We start from the raw sequence: 21,635 nt of genomic DNA, 5'->3' as shown, positions 1-21,635 counted from the left end.
AGCGAGGCTTGCCCGCGAAGAACGATAACGCGGTGTCGCGTCAGGCGCGGGCCGTGCGCCAGGCGTCGATGAGTTCGACGAAGGTGCCCTGCACCTGAGCAATCAGCGCCTCATCATCGATTTCACCGGCCAGCCACGCGCGGCTCGGTTCCTGGAAGATCGTCCTCCCGACCGCGAACCCGCGACAGGTCTGGCTCTGGCTCGCTTGCTGAAACCCTTCGGCCAGTGCCGCCGCCGGCGCATTCAGCCCCAGCAACACCACGCCCCGGCAATACGGATCTCGTTCCTGAATCAACTCATCAAGCTGCTTCCACTCCTCGGCACTCTGCGCTTCGATCTTCCACCACGCCGGGTAAATCCCCAGGTTGTAGAGGCGTTTCAGCGCGCGATACAGCACGTCCGGATGGGTCGACGGATGATCCTTGGGCGGGATGATTTCCAGCAGCAGTTCATGACCGCTGACCTGGGACGCCTGATACAAACCCTTGATCTGCGCTTCCTGTTCCAGGCGCAACAACGGCTCATCATCAGGATGAAATTGCACCAGGCACTTGATGATCTGCTCTTGCGGCCAGGCAATCAGGTTGCTGCCGATCGAGCGCCCATGTTCGAAGGCCAACGGCCGCGAGCCCTGCACTTCCACCGGCCGCGCCACCCACCAGCCACGACCGGTGGCGGCGTTCAGCGAGTCCTGGCCGAAACGCTGATCCGCCAGCAAGCCGACATCAGCGTCGATCCCTTGCTCACGCAAATCCGTTTCGACCCGCTCCACGGCTTTGATAAAGAGTTGCTTGAGTTCGCAGATGGCGTTGAGGTCGCGACCGCCCTTGTGCGCCAGTTCCACCAGTTGTCCACGGTGATCAAAGGCAAAAATGAACAGCTGCTTCCACTGTTTGCGCGGCACGCTGACCTGATGCAGACGCTGCAGCACTTCGTCCTGATCCGGCCGGGTAATCGGCACCGGGCTGTTGAACAGGTAATCGAGTTCGGCCCGTGTCGGCATCGCCGGGGCGCAGGCATGACGCGACACCACCAGACCGCCGCAAGCATTGGCCAACTGGCAGCAGCGCTCATCGCTGGCGTCCTCCAGCCAACCGCTGAGGAAACCCGACATGAATGCATCGCCGGCCCCCAACACGTTGAGCACTTCCACCCGAACGCCGGGGTAAATCGCCCCGTCTTCAAGCCGCACCGGAATCACTCCGTGAATCACCGTGCAACCCTGCGGCCCGAGCTTGACCACCAGCGTCGCGTCGCTCAAACGCCGAACATTGCGCAACGCCGTGAGCAAATCCTCGGAACCGCCCGCAATCAAAAACTCTTCTTCAGTGCCGACAATCAGGTCAAAACGCGGCAGGATTTTCTGCACATGCTGGCTGACGTTCTGATCGGCGACGAAGCGGGTTTCCCCGTCCGCCTTACCCGCCAGCCCCCACAGCACCGGGCGATAATCGATATCGAGCACCCGTTTGACGTTGTGCTTCTCGGCGTAATCCAGCGCTTGGATGCTCGCTTTATAGACGCCGTCGGTGGAGAAATGGGTGCCGGTGATCAGCAAGGCTTTGCTGGAGGCAATAAAGGCTTCGCTGATGTCCTCGGCCCGCAGCGCCATGTCGGCGCAGTTTTCGCGGTAGAAGACTAAAGGAAAGGTTTCGCGGTCCTTGAGACCGAGCAGGACCATGGCGGTCAGGCGTTCCGGATCGACCTTGACGCCGCTGACGTCACAGCCTTCACGGGCCAGGGATTCCAGGAGGAATCGCCCCATGTGGTCGTCCCCTACCCGGCTCAACATCGCCGATTTCAGGCCCAGTCGAGCGGTGCCGAACGCGATGTTGGCGGACGATCCCCCAAGGTATTTGGCGAAGCTTGAAACATCTTCCAGCCGCGCCCCGACTTGCTGCGCATAGAGGTCGACGCCAAGGCGCCCCAGGCAAATCAGATCCAATTGACGCCCACTGGCAAAACGAGTCTGGCCCATGCTGGCTCCTGTTATTTTTATCAGCCTGCGTTCGGGGCGATGGAGGCGCCGAACGCTCTTGGTGGGATGCAGACTAAAACGACCGGGACCGAACAATCAATAATTATTCCAAATAATTTTTACGTGGAATATTTTTTCCAATAAACTTTTACAAAAGCATTCCAGACACAGTGCATCGTTTCAGCAAACCGTATGCCGGCCGCAAGCTCAAGATTTTATTCCGGCCTACCCTGTAGACTGCGCACAGCCAACCTATTGTCAGGGGCCGACACACCAGTCAGCCCTATAAGAACAAGCCAGAAGGATTCCCTATGTCCCGCACCGATCAGCCGGCTACGACCGAGAGCACGCCCGACAGCGATCTCGCCAGCCCCCCGATCAATGCCGAGCGTCTGTTGCAGCTGATCACCAATGAATACGAAAGCCTGCCGCGCCAGCTCAAACGCATCGCCAGTTACATGAGCCAGCAAAGCGACCGGATCATGGTCGACCGCATCAGCGACATCGCCCGCGAGTGCGAGGTGCACCCGTCGGCCATCGTGCGGTTCTCGCAGCGTTTCGGGTTTAGCGGTTTCAGCGAAATGCAGGCCCTGTTCCGCGAGGCGTACACGCACAAGACCACGCCGGTGCAGAACTACCAGCAGCGCATTCGCAGCATGATCGCCAACAAATCGCAGAAAGCCAGCGGCGGCGACCTCGCACGCGAGTGCATCGACGCGACCCTGTCCGGCATCGAACGGCTGGGGCTGGAACTCGATGACCAGGCCTTCGACAAAGCCGTGGACCTGGTGGTCAACGCCGACAACATCTACGTGGTCGGCGTGCGCCGCTCGTTCGCCGTCGCGGATTACCTGGTCTACAACCTGCAACACACCAACAAGCGCATCCACTTGGTCTCCGGCCTTGGCGGCAGCTACCGCGAGCAGATGCGCAGCGTGCGCGCCAATGACCTGGTCATCGCCATCAGCTTCACGCCCTACGGCAAGGAAACCCAGCACTGCCTGCGCATCGCCCAGCACAACCAGGCGAAAACCCTGATCATCACCGACAGCAACCTCTCGCCCCTGGCCAAACGCGCCAACACCGTGCTGCTGGTCAACGAAGGCAGCTCGTTCGCCTTCCGCTCGTTGAGCGCGACGTTGTGCCTGTGCCAGGCGCTGTTCATCGCCGTGGCCTATCGCCTGGAATTGAAGGTTGACGAGATTCACGAACAGGTCGGTTTCGAAGATTAACCAAGGCCGTTTGCAGGTCGCCGAACCTCAGCTAAGGTAGTCCATCCCGACATGGACACCTGAAGGAGCGGCTCAATGAAACTGATCGGCATGCTGGATTCGCCCTACGTGCGGCGCGTGGCTATTTCCGCCAGACACCTGGGCATCGACCTGGAGCACGAATCGGTTTCGGTGTTCCGCCATTTCGAGCACTTCCAGCAGATTAACCCCGTGGTCAAGGCGCCGACCCTGGTGCTGGACGACGGCGAAGTATTGATCGACTCGACCCTGATCATCGACTACCTCGAAGCCCTCGCCGGCCCTGGCAAAAGCCTGATGCCCGACGACCTCAAGCAACGACTGCGCGCATGGCGCCTGATCGGGCTCGGGTTGGCGGCGTGCGAAAAGTCCGTTCAGCTTTACTACGAACGCAACCTGCGCCCCGCCGAAATTCAATACCAGCCTTGGGTTGAGCGCGTCGAAGGGCAACTCGCCGCAGCCTATTCAGCGCTTGAACGCGAACTGGAAAAACAGCCTCTGGCAAACGGTGCCTTGATCGAACAAGACGGCATCACCCTCGCCGTCGCCTGGAGCTTCACCAACCTGGTGACACCGGACCAAGTCGACGCCTCACGCTTCCCGCGCATCGCCGAATTCACCGCGCAGGCGGAAAAGCTTGAGGCCTTCATCAGTACCCCGATAACCTGACCGGCCCCCTCGAACGGACCCGAGCATGACCGTCGCCGAACAATCTGCCCCGGCGCTGCACGACGGGTCCGCTAGGCACTTTCTGCGACTGGCGACGAGTACGCGGGATAATCGATGTAGCCATGCGCTCCCCCGCCGTAGTAAGCCTCCCTTCCCGCTTCGGCCAGTGGCCAGCCATGGCGCAAGCGATTGACCAGATCGGGGTTGGCTATAAACGGCCGGCCAAACACCACCAGGTCGCTTAATCCTTCTTCGATGGCCTGCTGCGCGGTTTCAAGGGTGAACCCGCCCGACACCATCAAGGTGCCGTCGTAAGCGGCGCGGAAGTCTTTTTGAAAGTCCGGCGTGCCGAGATGGCTCGCATGCAAGTAGGCAATCTGGCGTTGGGACAATGCTCCGGCCAGAGCGAGCCAGGTGGCCTCTTCGCCATCGAACGGGTGCAGGTCCGCCAAGTGGGCAAAAGGCGACACGCGCACACCCACCTTAGCACTGCCGATCTGCGCACTCACCGCATCGACCGTCTCAAGCAGCAATCGCAGGCGATTCGCAATCGGCGCACCACCGAAACGGTCTTCACGTGTGTTGAAGCCGCCGTTGATGAACTGTTCAAACAGATAGCCGTTGCCGGCGTGAATTTCGACGCCGTCAAAACCTGCCGACAGGGCATTGGCCGAGGCCAGGCGAAAGTCTGCAATGACCTGCCGAATCCCCTCGGCATCCAACGCCACGGGCGCACTCACCGGAACTTGCCCAGGCTTGCCGTCGCTGTCGTAAGCATGCACCAGCGTTTGACTGGCCGGCATGGCCACAGGCGCGACAGGCGAGCGTCCGTCCAACAGCGAAGAGTGCGAGACGCGCCCCACATGCCAGAGCTGGAGGAACATGCGTCCCCCGGCTTGATGAACCGCATCAGTCACGCGCTTCCAGCCTTCAATTTGCGCTGCGCTGTGGATCCCCGGGGTATACAGGTAGCCACGTCCCTGCGGAGAAACCTGCGCGCTTTCACTGATGATCAGGCCGGCTCCGGCGCGCTGGGCGTAGTAGGTCGCCATGTCTTCAGACGGCACGGTGCCCTCGACGCGAGCGCGGGTCATCGGCGCCATGACGATGCGATTGGGCAGCACCTGATCCGCGAGGTCATAAGAGTCGAAAAGTGATGACATGAGTGATTCCTCCCCGTGATCTCAGGCATGTGACGGGAAGTACGGCAGAACGTACTCGCCGAGTTCGTCGAGGATTTCGCCATAGGGTTGACGGCTGACCTTGGGGTTGAGCGCGATATGCGAAACACCGGCAGATTGCGCGTGCTCCAGGTAATTGCGCAGGCCGTTGCGCCCTGCCCGGAAGCCACCCTGGATGCGCTGGAATGGCTGATCCGGGTTGTCGCTGAGGTCGAAATAGCCGCCCAAGCCCAACGGTTTGAAAGCGTTGCGGTTCTCCGCCTCCTGCACGGCGGCGTGCCAGCTCTCGCCCAACGCTGCCAACCGCTCCGGGCTTTGGACGCCAGCAAGATAGCCATCAAGGTGCTGAGCCAACCATTCAACGCTCTGTTGCGCCTGGCCGACAGCAATGGACGGGACGCGGCCATACGGCGCTTTCGGCACCAGGTCCAGGTTTCCGTGTGAGCCACCGAATCGCTCGGAGCGGAAACGCGGAAAGCTCTGCTCGATCAGGGTTCGAAACACCGAAAAGGCATCACGGTAGCGATCACCACGGGATTCATAATCGATGCCCAGCATCGGGTAATCACTGTATCGATCACCCGAGGACAGCCCCAACACCAGTCGACCTTCACTGAGTTGATCGAGGGACGTCGCTTGCTTGGCCAGATACATCGGATCACGGGTCGGCAGCACAATACCCGTGGTGCCCAAGACAATGCTGCGGGTGGCGGCGGCCAGGTAACCGATGTAGACCAGCGGCTCAAAGATCTGCGCCACATCGCCATAATCCGGGTCGTAGAAAGGTATGTCGCGCATCCATAAGGCACCAAAGCCAAGCGCTTCGGCGCGTTGCGCCATCTCCACGTGATCACGCATGGTCGGCGCCGGTCTGCCCGGGTGGGTTTCGAGGGGCAAAATCAGGCCAATCGTGAGCGCCTGCGGTTTAAACAAGCGTTGAAACCCGGGATGGCGCTCAAGCGAAGGATGGGCGGTCGGTAAAGTCGCAGGTTCAGCTGGCGGCGAGAAGTGTGTGGCGATAGTCATGATGGCAGTCCCGTGAGTGACGATGACTGACATATTTATTGATTCCCCAGGCTGGATAAACAGCAGTTCGCGACCGTTACACGGTCCGCTGAGTCCCCAATATCGCTATCTTTCCCAAGGCACGCCTGTTTCCCAACGCTCGATCAACAGGTCAATAAACCTGCGAACGCGGGGGGACAGGTGACGCTTGCTGGTGTAGACGACTCTGATGGGATCAGGAGGTGCGCGATAGGGTTTCAACACTTCCACTAACGTGCCATCGCGCAGGTCGTTACCCGTAATGTAGGTCGGCAGATGAATCAGGCCGATGCCTGCCAGCGCCGCTTCTCGCGTGGCTTCTGAACTGTCGATATTCAGTCGCCCCGGCTGTTCGTACAGATGAAGGCCGGCAGGTGTCTGGTAACGCCAGACGGTCGGCCGCTCGCCACTGAACAACGCGATGGTGTCATGCCCGACAAGGTCAGCGGGCGTTTGCGGCACGCCGCGTTGGGCCAGATAAGCAGGCGATGCACACGTCGCGAATTGCTGCCACGCCACGGTACGGGTAAATAATTGGGAGTCATCTTTCGGCATGCCAATTCGTATGGCGATGTCGATGCCCTCCTCGATCAGATCAACAAAGCGATCGGTAAACCAGACATCCGCCCGCAGTTCAGGCCACTGCTTCAGATAAGCATCCAGAATCGGCAGAATGTGGCGCTGACCAAAGGACAGCGGTGCCGTGAGCTTAAAGGTCCCGGTGGGCCGCCCTCGACGCAAGGCCATGGTCGCGTCCACTTCATCCAGATCTTCGAGAATCTGACGCCAGCGCTCATAGGCGACCTGCCCCTCGTCAGTCAGGCTCAGTTTGCGCGTCGTGCGATTGAGAAGCCGTGCACCCATCCGGCTTTCCAGGCGAACTATACTTTTCCCCACCGCCGACCGGGTCAGGCCAAGAGAAGCCGCCGCAGCGGTAAAGCTTCCAGCCTTTACGGCGCAGACAAATGCAGCGATGTCACCCAATCGGTTGGCTTCCATGGGTCGCTTTACTCCAGGACATGCATAGAGTGTATGCGGAGCGTGAGGCCCATAAAATTTCCTGTTCATTTATCAATAGGACCGGATCATGATCCTCAAGCGCGCAGGCTCGCAACCCTCGATAAAAGGCCCGGAAGCGTACTTCACAGGCACCGTCCGTATGGACCCACTCAACTCCCCTCCCGAACCGGCCCGAGCGTCCATCGTCAGCGTCAGCGAACGTCGATCCCCCGGGGAATGATTTGACCCGTGAGCCCGCCACTATCACGGAATTCGCCGCGCAGACAGAAAAGCTTGAGGCTTTCATCAGTACCCCGATAACCTGACCGGCCCCCTCGAACGGACCCGACCATGACCGCCGCCGAACAACCAGCCCCGGCCCTGAAGGAAATCTTCAACGCCGAACGCCTCAAACACATCGCCACCGAAATGACGGCGGTCTACCCGGCCTTCAACGCCAACGCCTTCCTGAAAATGGCCAACGACGGCCTCGCCGACCTGTCGATCATGCAACGCATGGCCCGCGTCAGCGAATGCCTGCACGCCGTGCTGCCGCTGGACTACGACGAATCCCTCGAAGTGCTACGCGCCCTCGCCCCCCGCCTGAACAGCGGCTTCGTCAGCATCTCGCTGCCGCACTACGTGGCGATGTATGGCGCGCATGATTTCGAGCAATCGATGGACGCGCTCAAATACTTCACCGCATTTGGCTCGGCAGAATTTGCCATCCGGTATTTTCTGCGCAGCGATCTGCAACGGTCATTGGCGCTGATGCAGGCATGGTCTCGGGATGAGAACGAGCATGTGCGGCGCCTGGCCAGCGAAGGCAGTCGACCGCGTTTGCCGTGGTCGTTTCGGTTGGAGCAGATCCAGAGCGATCCGACATTGGCGGCGGCGATTCTCGACAACCTCAAGGCAGATGACAGCCTTTACGTGCGCAAGTCGGTGGCCAATCACCTGAATGACATCACCAAGGACCATCCGGAGTGGGTGCTGGACTTGATTGAGGGGTGGTCGCTGGAGAACAAGCACACGGCGTGGATTGCCAAGCATGCGTTGCGCAGCTTGATCAAGCAGGGAAACCAGCGGGCGTTGGCGATTATTGGGGCGAGTGGTAAGGCTGAGGTTGAGATTGTTGGGGTGAAGGTGGAACCGGCGGTAATTCGGTTGGGGGAGAAGATTACGTTGTCGTTTGCGGTGAAATCCACGGTGGCGGAGAGTCAGCGGTTGGTGATTGATTATGCGATTGATTATGTGAAGGCCAATGGCAGCACTTCGGCGAAGGTGTTCAAGCTGAAGGCGTTGACGTTGGATGGTGGGGCGATTGAGCGGGTTAGTCGTGGGCAGCAGATCAAGGAACTGACTACTCGGAAGCACTATGTGGGGAAACATGCAGTGCATATTCTGGTGAACGGGGAACGCCTTGCCAGTACGTCATTCGAAATTCTCGTCTGAGACATACTGCTCTTCTGTAGGAGCGAAAATTGCTCGCGATGGCTTCAGGCCTGACCTAGCGCGTTATCGCAAAAAATGAGCCTTTCCTTTTCGCCGTCCGATTCGAGTCGATTGCAGGGCTTCGCGATATGCAACAATCGGCCAGAAGCAGCCCCTCGTGAGCACCAGCTTACGGACACGCCACCTAGCCAGCAGGCCTAGTCGCTGGAGGTAGCCCAGCGCTGCCGGTGTCCACAGGCGAAAATCGGCCTAAAGCGGTCATCTCACGTCTACAACAGCTAAGGCGGTTCCTAGCTTTGACCCACACCATCAGTGCCAACCTCGTCAATAAATGGATTCGGGGTCGCTGGATACCCTCAGTAGGAACGGGTACTGGCTCTTCAGCCAACGGGGGGCTAACCTAGTAGCTCCGTAGTGGCTGAACGCCATAAGCGGTAAATAGGAACTCTTATCTGAATTGGCAAGGTTAGCTACGTATGAGTCGTGAAGCTTTCATTGAAGATATCGTCAATCATCTGTTGACCGAGGTTGACCCGCAGGTGCTAGCGGTAATGGCCTCAGACGGTCGCGAAACATACCGCTTCGGATTAGTCGGCGGATTGATGGGTGGGCAGGATTTGAAGGACCCGCAAGCTTCGCTGTACGTTATGCTCAGCGATGCGCAACGGGCGAAATTTCGCGACACTTTCGCCAGCCGCTATCGCAGAATGATTTTGGAATTTATTGAGTTGAAGGAGAAACTGCTCCATCACCAGAAAATCCCTGAATCAGAGTTCAAGACGGAGATCATTAACTATGTCACGCGCTCTGACGCCACTCTAGGAATGTCGATCTATCAGGTTGCGGCCAATCACCACGTGACTGAGGCGATCAATGCTGCGGACAGAGAAGCCTTACTTAATAAATTAGACTCTAATAAAATGCAGAGCCTTAGCGATAGGGCTGAACTGGATAGCCTCAAGATGAACGTTAACCTGACTTCAGCGCAGTGTACGCAGCTATTTTCCGTGTTAAAAACCTCAGCGAAAGGCATGGTTCAATTGATAGGCTCAGGTAAACCGTTCATTTTTGAAGCGTGCCACATAGCAGAAATTTTGCCTTGCCATAAGACCGAACCGCGCAACGATTTTGGTTTTATATATGACACCATCAGAATGCTTGCAGGCCAAGACTCACCGGAAAAAACTGTCTACACAGCCATCCGAATGAAGGGTAAGTACACAGGTGTCAACTTCATAGAAGTTAGCCTTGATGCCGCACTCCCTAAACTTAAAGAGGCAATCCGAATCTCAAACGCTGCACAGGTAAAGCGATATGGAGAATTCAAGTAGTCATACACGACGACCGCACGGCTGACGCATCTCAGCTAGCGTAGCGGGCAGTCGATGAATGACTGCAATTGGCCGATAGCGGCTTGTGAAACCATTAAAAGTACCCCCCGAATTCAGCCAGGGGCACCACCAGGCGACGTTGATCTGCACTTGCGGCATGCACCCCAAAGAGGCCACCCCACGATGACAGGACAACCCCAAGAAGCCAACTTACAGCCTCCGTCGTTCGAGGCCCGCGCCGCCAAGGCCCAGCTAGGCGTGCTGGCCGAACTGCACGCCGCCGAAGAGCGCATCGCCCTGATCTACGGTACCCTGCTGGTCGAGCCCATGGACGGGCAGCGCCCGGATGCGCGCCGACTGTTCGCGATCCTCGAAAGCCTGCGAGCCTTGCAAAAGCTCTACCCTCCGGTCACCCTCCGCAAAGGCCAGCAGCGCCACGGCGAGTAACACCGCTTATGTCAAACAGGCCCCGACACTTGCACAGAGCGCGGGGGCCTTTTTCATCGGACTCGGAATCCAGCCACACATATCCTGATGCCAAGACCCACCTCACTGATGAGAGACGGTGGCTGCGCCAGGTAGCTACCGACCCATAGACGACGTTCAGACAATAGATGTGATCCATCACTGCCGGGTGATTGCCCGTGAATCTAAGCGTCAGGTTATTTTTTTGCCAGCCTGATGGCTGTAGTCATATGCGGTACAGCGTAGGCCTTGTACCAATGATTCATTCCCGCAATAGCTTTCTGAGCTGGTGCCTTGTCTGCTGCTCCGACCAATTCCGCACAAGCCTGTGCCATTGCGACAAGAATGCGGGCTGCTTCGGGAACGTAGGGAAGGTCATTTCCAGCTTCATGACGCTCACGAATGATCTGGTAGCGAATGTTCTCCGGAAGTGTCCACGCACTGATCAAAAACTCCTGGACGGAGTTCGACGCCTTTGATTTCCACAGTCGCTGAGCGATGTTCCTCACGGAATCCTGCCGTTTCGATCTGCTCACAGCTATCGATAACAGTGTTCATCATCTCTCGAATTTGTTGCCAATCAGTTTTCATTTGAACTCCTTTTCATTGTTGTCTTTTAGCAGGATGTAGTGGTCTAATGAAACCGGACACCCATTTAGGCGAGAATGCTCGCCAGATCGAGGTGTCAGATGACTAAACAACGCCGCTCCTTTACTCCTGAATTCAAGCGCGAGGCTGCCGACCTTGTGCTCAAACAAAACTACAGCTACATCGAAGCCAGCCGTTCACTCGGCATTGGTGAATCGGCATTGCGCCGCTGGGTTGACCAGATTCAGAAAGAACATAAAGGCGTCACCCCGCAGAGCAAGGCACTGACTCCGGAACAGCAAAAAATTCAGGAGCTGGAAGCCCGGATTGCTCGGCTTGAGCGAGAGAAATCAATACTAAAAAAGGCTACCGCGCTCTTGATGTCGGAAGATCACGAGCGTTCGCGCTGATTGACCAGTTGAGGGCACATGAGCCGGTTGATTGGCTGTGCAAGGTGTTTGACGTCACTCGCTCGTGTTACTACGCCCAGCGCCTGCGGCGCCGCACGCCGGATGTTGAACGGCTTCGATTGCGTAGTCGCGTCAGTGAGCTGTTCTCGCAAAGTCGCAGCTCTGCGGGCAGTCGCAGCATCCTGTCGCTGATGCGTGAAGACGGTGAGCAACTCGGTCGATTCAAAGTGCGTAGCTTAATGCGCGAGCTTGATTTAGTCAGCAAACAACCCGGCTCCCATGCCTACAAACGAGCAACAGTAGAAAGACTGGATATCCCGAACACATTGAACCGCGAGTTCGACGTGCCAGCGCCCAATCAAGTCTGGTGCGGCGATATCACCTACATTTGGGCGCAAGGAAAGTGGCATTACCTGGCTGTCGTCCTGGATCTTTGTACGCGTCGGATCGTGGGCTGGGCGCTGTCGGAAAAGCCAGACGCTGAGCTGGTGATCAAAGCGCTGGATATGGCTTACGAGCAGCGTGGCAGGCCTTCGGATCTGCTATTCCACTCGGACCAGGGATCGCAATATGCAAGCCGACTCTTTCGCCAGCGGTTGTGGCGATACCGCATGCGCCAGAGCATGAGTCGACGAGGAAACTGCTGGGATAACGCACCGATGGAGCGCGTATTTCGCAGCTTGAAAACAGAATGGATACCGACCGTGGGCTATCGAACTGCGCAGGAAGCACAGCGCGATATCAGCCATTTTTTGATGCATCGCTACAACTGGATTCGGCCTCACCAATTCAACGAGGGGTTGGCACCAGCGCGGGCCGAGGAAAAACTTAACGTCGTGTCCGGGATTAGTTGACCACTACAGGATACGTTGAGCGTGTTTTTGTGGACAGCGTTGAAAGGCAGCTTCTGGCCGGTTGCTGCCCTCCATGATAGGCAGCGACTGGCCAAAAGGAGTCAATCGGATGTGTCTGCGAACTAGGGGCGATTCACCACGACCCGGTATCGTTTATAGAAAGCAACCGACACGGAACGCGGAAGGTTTTCAGCAAGACTTTTCGGATTTGTCTTGCAGCCATTGTTTGAGCTTCCCGATAAAGTCAGACTAGCCAGCCCCAAGTAGGAATTCTTCGCAACGACTCAAGGACGATACATGATTTCTTCTGCACGACTGGGTGACAAGCATGTCTGTCCTTTGCCTGGACATGGCACCACCCCGATTGCCTCCGCAAGTGGCGACGTAAATATCAATTTTATGGGCTCCGCACGTGTTGGCGATACATGTGGTTGTGGCGCCGTAATCACCACAGGGTTTCCATCGATTCAAGTGAATGGCCGTCCTATGGCCCACCTTGGCAGTCCTACCAGCCATGGCGGAACCATCATCACCGGGTCAGGCGATGTAGGTGGCGGGTTTGTAATGGGCGATGCTGGCGGTGCAACTATCATCAACTTCATGGCACTGGGAGCGTTCCGTCCAGATGGCACCGTGGACGATGAGAAGATGGCGACCTTGCTCTCTGATCCAAATTTGAAAGAGAAGGCTCTGGCGGCGAATGCCTTGGTAGATCCGCAAGCCAGCACCGAAAAACCCACAGCGAAGACAGAGCCTGAAGCACCTACTACGTGCAAAGACCCTGACATGATGGAGCAACTGGCCGGTTACATCGCCGATGAGATGAACCGCAATATCAAAGACCCAGCAGTCTTGGAAATGAAAGAACTAAACAGCTTCGATCCTGAGGCGGAAACCAAGAAGTTCATGGAGCTTCCGCTCTACCTGCGCCTAGGGCAAGCCCCCCAGTTTTACAACATGGCACTTGGAAAAAAGGCGATGGCTTTCGCCATCTGGACGAAACAGGTGGGTCAGGGTCAGGATTGGGATCACAAGCCCAAATTGGCCAAACTGTTTGGTGCACCTTGGCACAAGCAAGGGGCGTATGACTTCTACTACGACATCTGGTCGAACATCCATTATGGGTATGTCGGCTTAGCCGGTGGACTCTCCGACAGCATGCAATTGGACGGCGCTGGTGTTGAGCAAATAGGCTCAGACAGTTGGCGCTTCCTCAAAGACCCCAATAGGTTTGATGGCCCACGAAAGACGGAAGGAGTCGAAGGGATGCGAGCATGGGACGATGCTCCAGATAGGGTGTCGATCATCCTGGGAATGGAGCTTTACAAGGAGTATCCGAACGGCGGTGTCACTGCACAAATCATCATGGACAAAGTGTTGGCAGTGCCAATCGCTGACTGGGGTACAGGAGTTCAAAAACATGTCTGCAAGTGAAAAGCGACCACGGCATATTGGGCGGTGGATAGCGCTGGTTCTCATTGGTGCTGTGGCGTGCTGGTACGTAGCTATCCCGCGAGTTGTCATTTTCTACTCAAAAGACGGCACCAAGAAAATTAGTTACGTCCTAAACACACAGCACACCATCGTTCGCGGTGAACTGCAGCCCGGAAAGACTATGGGTGATGCAGGACATATCTTTCCTGACGATGAGTTCTTTATGCGTCTCGATTGGTGGAACGCGAAGGGCCTGAACCGTTGCATCAGCATTACGCCCCAATGGCCGACAACGGAAATACATCTTGACCGTAACGGCGAGATTGACATCAGTGAAGGCAGTGGCACTGATGGAGAGCGATTGAAAGCTTGCGAGTAGGATTTAGCCAAGCCATAGGGGACATAAATGTCCATGACAAATCCGTGCGTGATCGATTTCCGGGGAATTTCCAAGTGAGAGCTACACGACCTGGTACTCGTTATTACTGACCACCTTGGATGCTGAAAACAAACCCAAAGAATCGGCGCGCCAAGGCATCATTGTTGGTGCGGGTGCGGGAGCGTTGGGCGGTATCCTCGCTGGGATGGGCGTCAGCACGTTTTGCGGCCCTGCCATGCCCATTTGCGCGATTGCGATAGTCTTGGCTGGAACAGTCGCTGGCGGTTTCGCGGGCGAAGCGGTTGCGAGTTCACTGGATGAAGAACTGGAGGAGTTTTCGCATTGGGACATCTTCTGACTGAACCACAACTGACAAAGATCAGAGCCGCACTCTCCGAGCCATTCAACGATTTTCCGGTCGAGTATGACTTTGTAGCGCAGAAGGTCAGAGGCGTTGACCCTGACATTCTGTACGAAATCCTCTATTCAGAAGTCGCACCGGTGTGTTTCACCAATCTAGTGGCCACTGTACCACCGGTATGGACGGGCTTCGATCCCGACATACTCAGGGAATCGATAGAGACAAGGCTGGTAGCAAGAGAGCGTAATTGGTTTCGCCGGCAGTTCGATAAAGTGCTGGTTCGCTGGCTGAAATATAACTACGCCTACATCTGGAAAGAGATCTCCAGCAGGCTTTGAACCGGAATGCACTAGGGTCAAGAGACTTGCTGAACGTTATAAAAAACCCGCTGACCATTTGTGGCTGCTTTCCATTCGGAAAGTCAGGCAGCTTTTGGCCGGTGCGTTAGGCGGCGTACTGCTGGATAGGGCGTCAGTGCATTGTGGTGCCCTGGAGCCCCGATCTGCGCAATTGGGGAGGTCTTGATGGGATCGGTCGTCGGTGGCGTCGCGGGCGGAGTGGTCGCGGAGTCGCTGGATGAGGTACTGGAGGAACTTTCGCATTGGGACATTTTCTGACCGAACCACAACTGACAGACGTCAGAGCCGCACTGTCCGAACCATTCAACTATTTTCCGACCGATTACGACTACATCGCACGCCAGATCAAAGGCGTCGATCCTGACGTACTCTACGAAATCTTTTATTCAGAAGTGGCGCCCGTTTGCTTCTCCAACCTTGCAGCAGTCTTGCCCTCTGTCTGGACAGGCTTTGACCCCGACTGGCTCAGAGCGACGATCGAGGAAAGGCTCGCGGCGCGGAAGCGTAATTGGCTACGCAGGCAGTTTGATAAGTTGCTGGTCCGATGGCTGCGATACGAATACGACTACATGTGGAAGGAAATTGCTTGCAGGCTCTGAACCCGAACGCTCAATGGACTGTTTACTCGCTGAACATCCTGAAAAACCGGTGACCATTACTGGCTACTTTCTGCTCCCGTTTTAGCCAGCTTTTGGGCTATGACCGCCAGCAATTATCCAATTTTCGGCCAAAAAACTGAGACCTCATGGATACCGTTGCCGACTTGCCCTCCCTCCGTGACGGCGGCCTACCCGACCGCCACAGAGGGATTGCCCTTACTCCTTCACCTCAACCTTATCCAGCGCCTGATTCACCGCCAATTCCCCCAACATCACCACCTGCGTAATCCCCAGCAGCGTCTTGCGGTGCGAGTTATCCAGCAACGCCGCAAAATTGCTGAGCATGGTAGTCGCAGAGCCCAGTGATTCGCTGGCGTTGGCCAGCAGGGATTCGGTGTCGTATGCCGGGTTGGCGAGGAACATGGGTTCGGGTTCGTGGGTGCTGGCCATGATGTTGGCATCTGGATTGAGGTAGTGGTCGAGGGCGCGTTCGGCGGCTTCGTGGAGTTTTTTGGAATCGAGGGATTCGTAGGGGGATGCCGGATTGGTGTCCGGTGGGTTGGGTGTTGGTTTGATCATGAATAAAACTCCTGATACGAGTTTATTTAAAAGAGAGCCGTCACCCTCGCTACCAACGACAGGTGGCGGCCATACGCGGGTTGGTAGACCGGTCGTATCAGTTCCCGGCGCCCTCGAAAGGACCCCGCGCATGGCCACCATAAAAGGTGATGCTATGCGCCGTGATACGAAACCGGGCTACCAAACCCGATCACTGTTTTTCAGTGACCGGGAAACGATATAGCTCGCCCCACAGGCGCACAAGCCGGCGGATTCTGGCGTACGCGTAGGTAATGACGCAAGGCGTTGTAGGCCTTGGGACGTAACACTGAGTGTCTTTAAACGTGAGCCTTGAAACCTGTTTAAGTGCATCAATAGTCGAGCAAAACATCCGAGCCTGGATCTGGGGCGTCAGGTCTGACGCCATCGCGAGCAGGCTCACTCCTACAGGGGATTGTGTCGGCCTGAACGTTCGGGGCGAGTTTGCCTCTACTTGATGGGATGACTGGACCGGACCGGCCTCAGATCATGGATTGAATTTCAAATGCCGATTTCACCGGAAATTTGAGGTGGCACGGATACGGTTGCCGACGGACTCTCCCCTTTGACGAACGAACCGACCGCCATAAAGGGGTTTGGACTTACTCCTTCCCCCCCACATCACCAACCGGGTAATTCCCAACAACGTCTTGCGGTGCGAGTTATCCAGCAACGCCGCAAAATGGCTGAACATGGTCCTAGCCGAGCCCACTGATTCGCTGGCGTTGGACAGCATGGGTTTAGTGTCGTTAACGACTCGTCTAAACCCAAGGGGCTGCTTTGGGCCCAGAGTGTGTAAAAACGCTTCGTCAAAATTGAAGTTTGCGCGTCTATGCGAAATCTGAGAATTATCGGCTGCTCAGCCGAGCTGGATTTTGCGTAGAAACGCGATTTTCAGTCCAACACTGGGCTCCAATCGCACTGAAAAACGTTTTTACACAGCCTCGGCCGGAAGCGGACACTACTCAAGGGCTATGCAGACCTGCTCGAACCAGGCGGAAAAGGTTGGCCAGCTTTCGTCTGTACTTCCGTTGTGTGACCAGTATCGAACAACACCAGCCTGCGATATGCAGAAGTAGTCGCTGTTATCTTCAATGAAAGGCAACCAATCCCGCGGAACACCCTGAGCCCAGGCGGCTTCGGCAATTTCAAAGATATTTAGATGGCTGCATCCACCCAAAATTACCGCGGGCTCAAATACGGTGTTTGCGACATCGCTGCCACCTTTCAGGAACTGGATATATTCATCGGGAAAGCGAAAGTTGAGCCTGCTCTCCGCGTCAGCAATTTCAGCATCTGTTGGAATACGAAAAGGATTATCTGTCATTCGTTCAAGTCCGAGTGTTGATCAGTATCGTGCGGTGGGCTTATTCAATCAGAAAGTGCAGAAGTCCGCTTTGGGTCGATCTCCGCCCTCCACGACCGGCAGTCTTTTTCAAAAAGTTTTCTGAATGTAATCGGTTGTCCTCCAGCTGAGTGACTCAAACGCAATACAAGTTCACAACAGCCTTTGCTGACCGCACACGTGCAACCCACACAAGAAAACGCAGCAGCTATCGCCCTCGATATTTAGCTGAATGGGGTCGGCTTTTATTGTGCGGCCGCACCTCCACCACTGCATATGAGCTGCTTTTAGGGGCCCGCGACACTTTAAACCTTCCAGTTCGCACGGCTAATCGACGGCAATAACATTCATGGGATGCGAGGGTTTCGCATACGTGACCGGGTAAGGATTGTCGAATTTCACATAGTCTTTAAGACTAGCCAGTAGTCATATGGACTAATTTTTTAGTTGTACATATGACTGCATGATTTCCTATCTAATTGATATATAAAGAATAAAATATTGGCATGCTTTATGGATTGTTTAGGGAAATGAACCCGAAGCAGGAATACGCCATGTCTCGTTCTATCCTCCTACCTTTCACCCTCTTCTTGTTGCTCTCGCCCGTGTGTATGGCCGATCAGGTCGTTCGTGAGGTGCCTGACACCACCGCCGGCAAGGCCGTCGGTGTCGTGACCGGGTTGATGGTCGGTGCCGTGGGTGGCCCCGTTGGAGCACTGATCGGTGCCGGCGCCGGATTCTTTGCCGGCAGCTCGGTTCAAGAAGCAACCGGCCTCACGGAAACCGCTTACGAAGTGAAAGACACCCAAGGCGAAATCAGCACCGTTCGCTCGCCCAATGCTCGCTTCGAACCGGGTCAGCAAGTCACCCGGAAAGGCCCGCGCCTGATACCTCAGGACAGCTGAAACCGCCATCGCCACAAACTCCTTTTTAGGATCCGCTCATGGGTCGGATCCTCTTTTTTCTCAGTATGCCCCTCAGTCAGTTGACTGATTTATAACGACTAAAAATAGAAGTGCCTAAGCCGTGGGTGCGCCGAATTCGAATTCGCAGCAACAACTTTTCAATCATTTCAGGGGAAACACAATGCAAGCCATCAACGCCAAAGTCTTGAGTGCACTGGAAAACGTCATGGTTATTTCCACCACTGACTTGCAAGGCAACATCACTTACGTCAATGACCTGTTTTGCAAGCTTACCGGGTACACCAAAGAGGAATTACTGGGCCAGCCACATAACGTGGTGCGCCATCATTCGGTGCCAAAGAGCACCTACAAACAGATGTGGGACACCATCAAGAAAGGTGAGATCTGGACCGGCGTGATCCCCAACGTTGGCAAGGGCGGCGGCCTGTACGTGGTAGATACCACGGTGCAGCCGCTGTTTGATGAACAGGGAAATATCGTCGAGTACATCAGTATCCGCAGGGTAATCAACGACTTGATGAGTGACTTCGAAGCACTGGAGTTTTCCAAGGAGCAATTCGACGAACATTACGACAGGTAACCGTCATGACAGACGTAATCGAACGCATTGTGATCGGTTACGGCTCTGAGTCCGGCAATGCACGCGGGTTGACGCAACGCTTATTGCGTCTGCCCTGTCTGCAGCCGTATGAACTGGCCGTGCAGGATCTCAACTCGCTGAACCTCGACAAACTGACGCCTCGTGACGTGTTGATCATCGTTTGCAGCTCTTTCGGCGACGGTGATCCGCCGGGAAATGCCGATCGTTTCATGGATCAACTGAATGCTTCGCCATCCCTGAACGGCCAGCCCTACGCGATCTTCGGGCTGGGCGACACGGCTTACCCGACCTTCTGCGGTTTTACCAAAAGCCTGGATGCCGCACTGCTGCAAAAACAAGCCCGCCCGTGGATCACCCGCGTGGACGCCGACACCGATTTCGACGGTTTTTTCGACATCTGGTGCGCAACCCTTGCAGCAGTGCTCAAGGGTGATCGGCGTGCCGGCAGCACCTTGAACCTGCAAGTCACCGCCTATGGCGAAAACGCCGCGTGGCCGGCACGCGTCATCTCTCGCACCCGGCTGAACACCACGGCGCCTTACGCCTGGCAGATTCGCCTCGACATTGAAGGCAGCGGCATCAAGTACCGTGCGGGTGACAACCTGTACGTGCTGGCGCAAAACGATCCGCAACTGCTGGCGCAAATCAGCCAATGGTTCGGCCGCGAAGAGGCCGCCACTTTGCTGACTACCAAGGAGCTTCGGCAGCTGGGCAAATCGCTGCTGCGCGAACTTGCTCGGTGCAGTCAGCACGACACCTTGAAAACCTTACTGAAAGTCAGCAACCGCAAGGATCTGGAAGTCTATCTGTACGGCAAGGATGTGCTCGACGTGCTGGACGATTTCTGTGATCCCGCGCAGCTGAGCCTGGAAGATTTGATCGAATGGTTGCCCGACTGTTTGCCGCGCGCCTATTCGATTGCCTCTCATGACAACCCCGGTTACGTGGACGTGTGCATTCGCGAAATCGCTTATGACATGGCGGACCGCTCGCGCACCGGCACCGCGACCGGGCACCTCACCGGGGAGCATCCCAGCGCCCGGGTATTTGTCCGCAGCAATCCGCGATTTCACCTGCCACGCCAGGTCGGACACCCGGTAGTGCTGATCGGTACCGGCACCGGCATCGCGCCATTGATCGCGCTGCTGGAGCAGATGGAGCAGCAAAACAACCCTCTGCAAACCTGTCTGATCTTCGGGGACCGGCGCCGTGAAGCGGATTTCCTCTACCAGTCGCGCCTGGAAAATTGGCAAGCCAATGGCGTGCTCGATCGGGTGATTACCGCGTTCTCCCGGGACTCGCAAACCCGTTACTACGTGCAGGACGCAATGCTTGAACACGGTGCTTACTTGTGGGGAATACTGAACCTGGGCGCACATCTGTATGTGTGTGGCAACAAAAATAATCTGGAACGCGCCATCGAGCAGGCCCTGAAGAACATCGCAATGAACTTCGGCCAACTGGATGAGGACGACGCGCAGGCCTTCGTCGACGAGTTATCAGCCGGAAATCGTCTGCACAAGGAAGTGTATTGAGCCTATGAAGCGATGCCCGGCAACGGACGCCGAGCCCAGTGACTCGCTGGCGATGGCCAGCAGGGATTCTGTATCGTACTTGGGGTTGGCGAGGAACATGGGTTCGGGAAACCAGGAACCCGGCAGACCGTGAGGTCTCCCGCACAAAACCGCCATTTCAAAGACCTGAACAAGCGTCCTGTAATAGGGCTATGCGACTGGCATTCCGGCGGGCTTGCAGACCCGATCACTGATGAGCAGTGACAGGAATCAAGTTACCGACGGGGCCCTAGACGCACAAGCCGGCGGATTCTGGCGTACGCGTAGGCAACGACGCAAGGCGTTGTAGCCGTTGGGACGTAACACTGAGTGTCTTTAAACGTGGGGGCTCAAACATGTTTAAGGCAGTGAGTATCGAAGTGGGAATCCATGGCTGAGATTGATGGCGTCTGGGATGACGCCATCGCGAGCAGGCTCGCTCCCACAGGGGGTTTGGGGTGAATTCGGGGTCTCGGGGTGGCTATGGATATGGCCGGTGTCTGGTTGGCACCGGGCTTGGGATTAACGCTGGCGCTGGTTGATGGGATTGTTGGATCGGCCGGGCAGCATGCGGGTCAGGGTGTTGTCGCGGACCCAGTAGTGGTGAAACAACCCCGCCGCCGCGTGCAAGCCGATCAGCCAGTAACCCGCACTGCCCAGCAGTTCGTGCCAGTACTTGAATTGCTTGGCCAGGTCCGGGTCTACCGCGACCGGCGATGGCAGGTAGAACTCGAAATAAGGCATCGGTTTGCCGCCGGCGGACAGCATCAGCCAGGCCAGCAGCGGCGTGGCGATCATTAATACGTACAAGGCCAGGTGCATCAGGTGCGAAACGCCGGTCTGCCATTTGGGCAGTGCCGGGGTGATCGGTGGCCGAGGCGTCAGGCGACCGAGCAAACGCACCCACACCAGGGCGAAGATGCTTAAGCCGAAGAGGCCGTGCAGCCCGAGAAACATGGCTCTCAACGGTTGGCCCTTGGGCAGCAGGCCTTTGATTTCGATGCAGGCGTACACGCCGACGAACAGTGCCAGCATCAGCCAGTGCAAGGTGATCGAGAGTTTTCCATACCGATGGGTCATTGATTCGCGGGTCATAACGGGCCTCATGAATGTCATTGCCGGCGGCCGAGTCATTCGTGCGGCCGGGGTGCGGTGTGTCAACGCACCGACGGGCCACACCCTGCCCGCGAAGTCTTAAGGCAATCTGAAGACAGCGGAAGATGATCTTTTTCTTACCTTCAGATTCCGTTAAGAAAT

21 protein-coding genes and 3 pseudogenes are annotated in these 21,635 nt (G+C 56.5%); 14 read left to right on the top strand and 10 right to left on the bottom strand.

Annotated features, from left to right (window positions below):
• Positions 1–40 precede the first annotated feature (40 nt).
• Positions 41–1,978 carry a bifunctional 5-dehydro-2-deoxygluconokinase/5-dehydro-2-deoxyphosphogluconate aldolase gene (locus JIO00_RS12640; RefSeq protein ID WP_200668377.1) on the bottom strand — a complete coding sequence of 646 codons (1,938 nt, stop codon included), beginning with the start codon at positions 1,976–1,978 and terminating at the stop codon, positions 41–43.
• Between the two features lie 311 nt (positions 1,979–2,289).
• On the opposite strand from JIO00_RS12640, the gene JIO00_RS12635 reads away from it, so the two are divergent.
• Positions 2,290–3,210, top strand: a complete 921-nt coding sequence (locus JIO00_RS12635; RefSeq protein WP_077749729.1) for a MurR/RpiR family transcriptional regulator — start codon at positions 2,290–2,292, stop codon at positions 3,208–3,210.
• A gap of 75 nt (positions 3,211–3,285) precedes the next feature.
• On the top strand, positions 3,286–3,897 hold the full coding sequence (locus JIO00_RS12630) for a glutathione S-transferase (protein WP_010459617.1): 612 nt from the start codon (positions 3,286–3,288) through the stop codon (positions 3,895–3,897).
• Between the two features lie 71 nt (positions 3,898–3,968).
• Here JIO00_RS12630 and JIO00_RS12625 read toward each other — a convergent pair whose 3' ends face one another.
• The 3 genes from JIO00_RS12625 to JIO00_RS12615 form a co-directional block, all read right to left on the bottom strand.
• On the bottom strand, positions 3,969–5,060 hold the full coding sequence (locus JIO00_RS12625; RefSeq protein WP_200668376.1) for an alkene reductase: 1,092 nt from the start codon (positions 5,058–5,060) through the stop codon (positions 3,969–3,971).
• A 21-nt stretch (positions 5,061–5,081) separates the two neighbouring features.
• Positions 5,082–6,104 carry an LLM class oxidoreductase gene (locus JIO00_RS12620; protein ID WP_234452954.1) on the bottom strand — a complete coding sequence of 341 codons (1,023 nt, stop codon included), beginning with the start codon at positions 6,102–6,104 and terminating at the stop codon, positions 5,082–5,084.
• 105 nt (positions 6,105–6,209) lie between these two features.
• Positions 6,210–7,121: a LysR family transcriptional regulator gene (locus JIO00_RS12615; RefSeq protein ID WP_083376947.1), complete on the bottom strand. Its 912-nt coding sequence runs from the start codon at positions 7,119–7,121 to the stop codon at positions 6,210–6,212.
• 351 nt (positions 7,122–7,472) lie between these two features.
• On the opposite strand from JIO00_RS12615, the gene JIO00_RS12610 reads away from it, so the two are divergent.
• From JIO00_RS12610 to JIO00_RS12600, 3 genes are all read left to right on the top strand, one after another.
• Positions 7,473–8,576 (top strand): DNA alkylation repair protein, encoded by a 1,104-nt coding sequence (locus tag JIO00_RS12610; RefSeq protein WP_200668374.1) that lies wholly within the window; start codon positions 7,473–7,475, stop codon positions 8,574–8,576.
• A 476-nt stretch (positions 8,577–9,052) separates the two neighbouring features.
• On the top strand, positions 9,053–9,907 hold the full coding sequence (locus JIO00_RS12605; RefSeq protein WP_200668373.1) for a hypothetical protein: 855 nt from the start codon (positions 9,053–9,055) through the stop codon (positions 9,905–9,907).
• 183 nt (positions 9,908–10,090) lie between these two features.
• Positions 10,091–10,354, top strand: coding sequence for a hypothetical protein (locus JIO00_RS12600; protein WP_200668372.1), 264 nt, complete (start codon positions 10,091–10,093; stop codon positions 10,352–10,354).
• 414 nt (positions 10,355–10,768) lie between these two features.
• Here the strand turns inward: JIO00_RS12600 and JIO00_RS29820 are convergent, their stop codons facing one another.
• Positions 10,769–10,963, bottom strand: coding sequence for a hypothetical protein (locus tag JIO00_RS29820; protein ID WP_234452953.1), 195 nt, complete (start codon positions 10,961–10,963; stop codon positions 10,769–10,771).
• Positions 10,964–11,061: 98 nt separating this feature from the next.
• Between JIO00_RS29820 and JIO00_RS12590 the strand changes: the two genes are divergently transcribed.
• The 6 genes and pseudogenes from JIO00_RS12590 to JIO00_RS12565 all read left to right on the top strand — a co-directional run bounded on the left by JIO00_RS12590 (position 11,062) and on the right by JIO00_RS12565 (position 15,356).
• Positions 11,062–12,224, top strand: a protein-coding gene (locus JIO00_RS12590; RefSeq protein WP_200666142.1) for an IS3 family transposase whose coding sequence is annotated in 2 segments (ribosomal slippage) — positions 11,062–11,317 and positions 11,317–12,224 — 1,164 coding nt in all. Because the reading frame shifts where the segments join, the coding sequence is not laid out codon by codon here.
• Positions 12,225–12,521: 297 nt separating this feature from the next.
• Positions 12,522–13,658 carry a polymorphic toxin type 44 domain-containing protein gene (locus JIO00_RS12585; protein ID WP_200668370.1) on the top strand — a complete coding sequence of 379 codons (1,137 nt, stop codon included), beginning with the start codon at positions 12,522–12,524 and terminating at the stop codon, positions 13,656–13,658.
• On the top strand, positions 13,645–14,037 hold the full coding sequence (locus JIO00_RS12580) for a hypothetical protein (protein WP_200668368.1): 393 nt from the start codon (positions 13,645–13,647) through the stop codon (positions 14,035–14,037). Before JIO00_RS12585 ends, JIO00_RS12580 begins: the two co-directional genes overlap by 14 nt.
• Positions 14,038–14,152: 115 nt before the next feature.
• Positions 14,153–14,395 (top strand): annotated as a pseudogene (locus tag JIO00_RS12575) (hypothetical protein); the annotation flags it as partial.
• Positions 14,380–14,736, top strand: a complete 357-nt coding sequence (locus JIO00_RS12570) for a DUF7079 family protein (protein ID WP_200668366.1) — start codon at positions 14,380–14,382, stop codon at positions 14,734–14,736. The pseudogene JIO00_RS12575 and the gene JIO00_RS12570, both read left to right, overlap by 16 nt.
• A gap of 263 nt (positions 14,737–14,999) precedes the next feature.
• Positions 15,000–15,356 carry a DUF7079 family protein gene (locus JIO00_RS12565; protein ID WP_200668364.1) on the top strand — a complete coding sequence of 119 codons (357 nt, stop codon included), beginning with the start codon at positions 15,000–15,002 and terminating at the stop codon, positions 15,354–15,356.
• A gap of 216 nt (positions 15,357–15,572) precedes the next feature.
• Here JIO00_RS12565 and JIO00_RS12560 read toward each other — a convergent pair whose 3' ends face one another.
• The 3 genes and pseudogenes from JIO00_RS12560 to JIO00_RS12555 all read right to left on the bottom strand — a co-directional run bounded on the left by JIO00_RS12560 (position 15,573) and on the right by JIO00_RS12555 (position 17,280).
• Positions 15,573–15,935 (bottom strand): DUF6124 family protein, encoded by a 363-nt coding sequence (locus JIO00_RS12560; protein ID WP_200668362.1) that lies wholly within the window; start codon positions 15,933–15,935, stop codon positions 15,573–15,575.
• A gap of 532 nt (positions 15,936–16,467) precedes the next feature.
• Positions 16,468–16,701: pseudogene (locus JIO00_RS30150) on the bottom strand (DUF6124 family protein); the annotation flags it as partial.
• A gap of 213 nt (positions 16,702–16,914) precedes the next feature.
• Positions 16,915–17,280: an SMI1/KNR4 family protein gene (locus tag JIO00_RS12555; protein WP_135843618.1), complete on the bottom strand. Its 366-nt coding sequence runs from the start codon at positions 17,278–17,280 to the stop codon at positions 16,915–16,917.
• Between the two features lie 572 nt (positions 17,281–17,852).
• Here JIO00_RS12555 and JIO00_RS12550 point away from each other — a divergent pair.
• The 3 genes from JIO00_RS12550 (at position 17,853) to JIO00_RS12540 (ending at position 20,360) form a co-directional block, all read left to right on the top strand.
• Entirely contained in the window at positions 17,853–18,203 is a 351-nt protein-coding gene (locus JIO00_RS12550; protein WP_042932121.1) for a hypothetical protein, read from the top strand.
• 181 nt (positions 18,204–18,384) lie between these two features.
• Positions 18,385–18,804, top strand: a complete 420-nt coding sequence (locus JIO00_RS12545) for a PAS domain-containing protein (RefSeq protein ID WP_010459602.1) — start codon at positions 18,385–18,387, stop codon at positions 18,802–18,804.
• Positions 18,805–18,809: 5 nt separating this feature from the next.
• The gene (locus JIO00_RS12540; protein WP_200668360.1) at positions 18,810–20,360 is read left to right on the top strand and encodes a diflavin oxidoreductase; all 1,551 of its coding nucleotides are present in this window, start codon (positions 18,810–18,812) and stop codon (positions 20,358–20,360) included.
• Positions 20,361–20,366: 6 nt separating this feature from the next.
• On the opposite strand, the pseudogene JIO00_RS30145 reads toward JIO00_RS12540, so the two are convergent.
• A pseudogene (locus tag JIO00_RS30145) lies at positions 20,367–20,468 on the bottom strand (DUF6124 family protein); the annotation flags it as partial.
• Between the two features lie 432 nt (positions 20,469–20,900).
• On the bottom strand, positions 20,901–21,473 hold the full coding sequence (locus JIO00_RS12535) for a cytochrome b (RefSeq protein WP_145310343.1): 573 nt from the start codon (positions 21,471–21,473) through the stop codon (positions 20,901–20,903).
• Positions 21,474–21,635 lie beyond the last annotated feature (162 nt).

The sequence above is a fragment of the Pseudomonas sp. SW-3 genome (assembly GCF_016615645.1).
Classification (GTDB): domain Bacteria; phylum Pseudomonadota; class Gammaproteobacteria; order Pseudomonadales; family Pseudomonadaceae; genus Aquipseudomonas; species Aquipseudomonas mandelii.
This window is presented reverse-complemented; position numbering and strand designations above follow the sequence as displayed.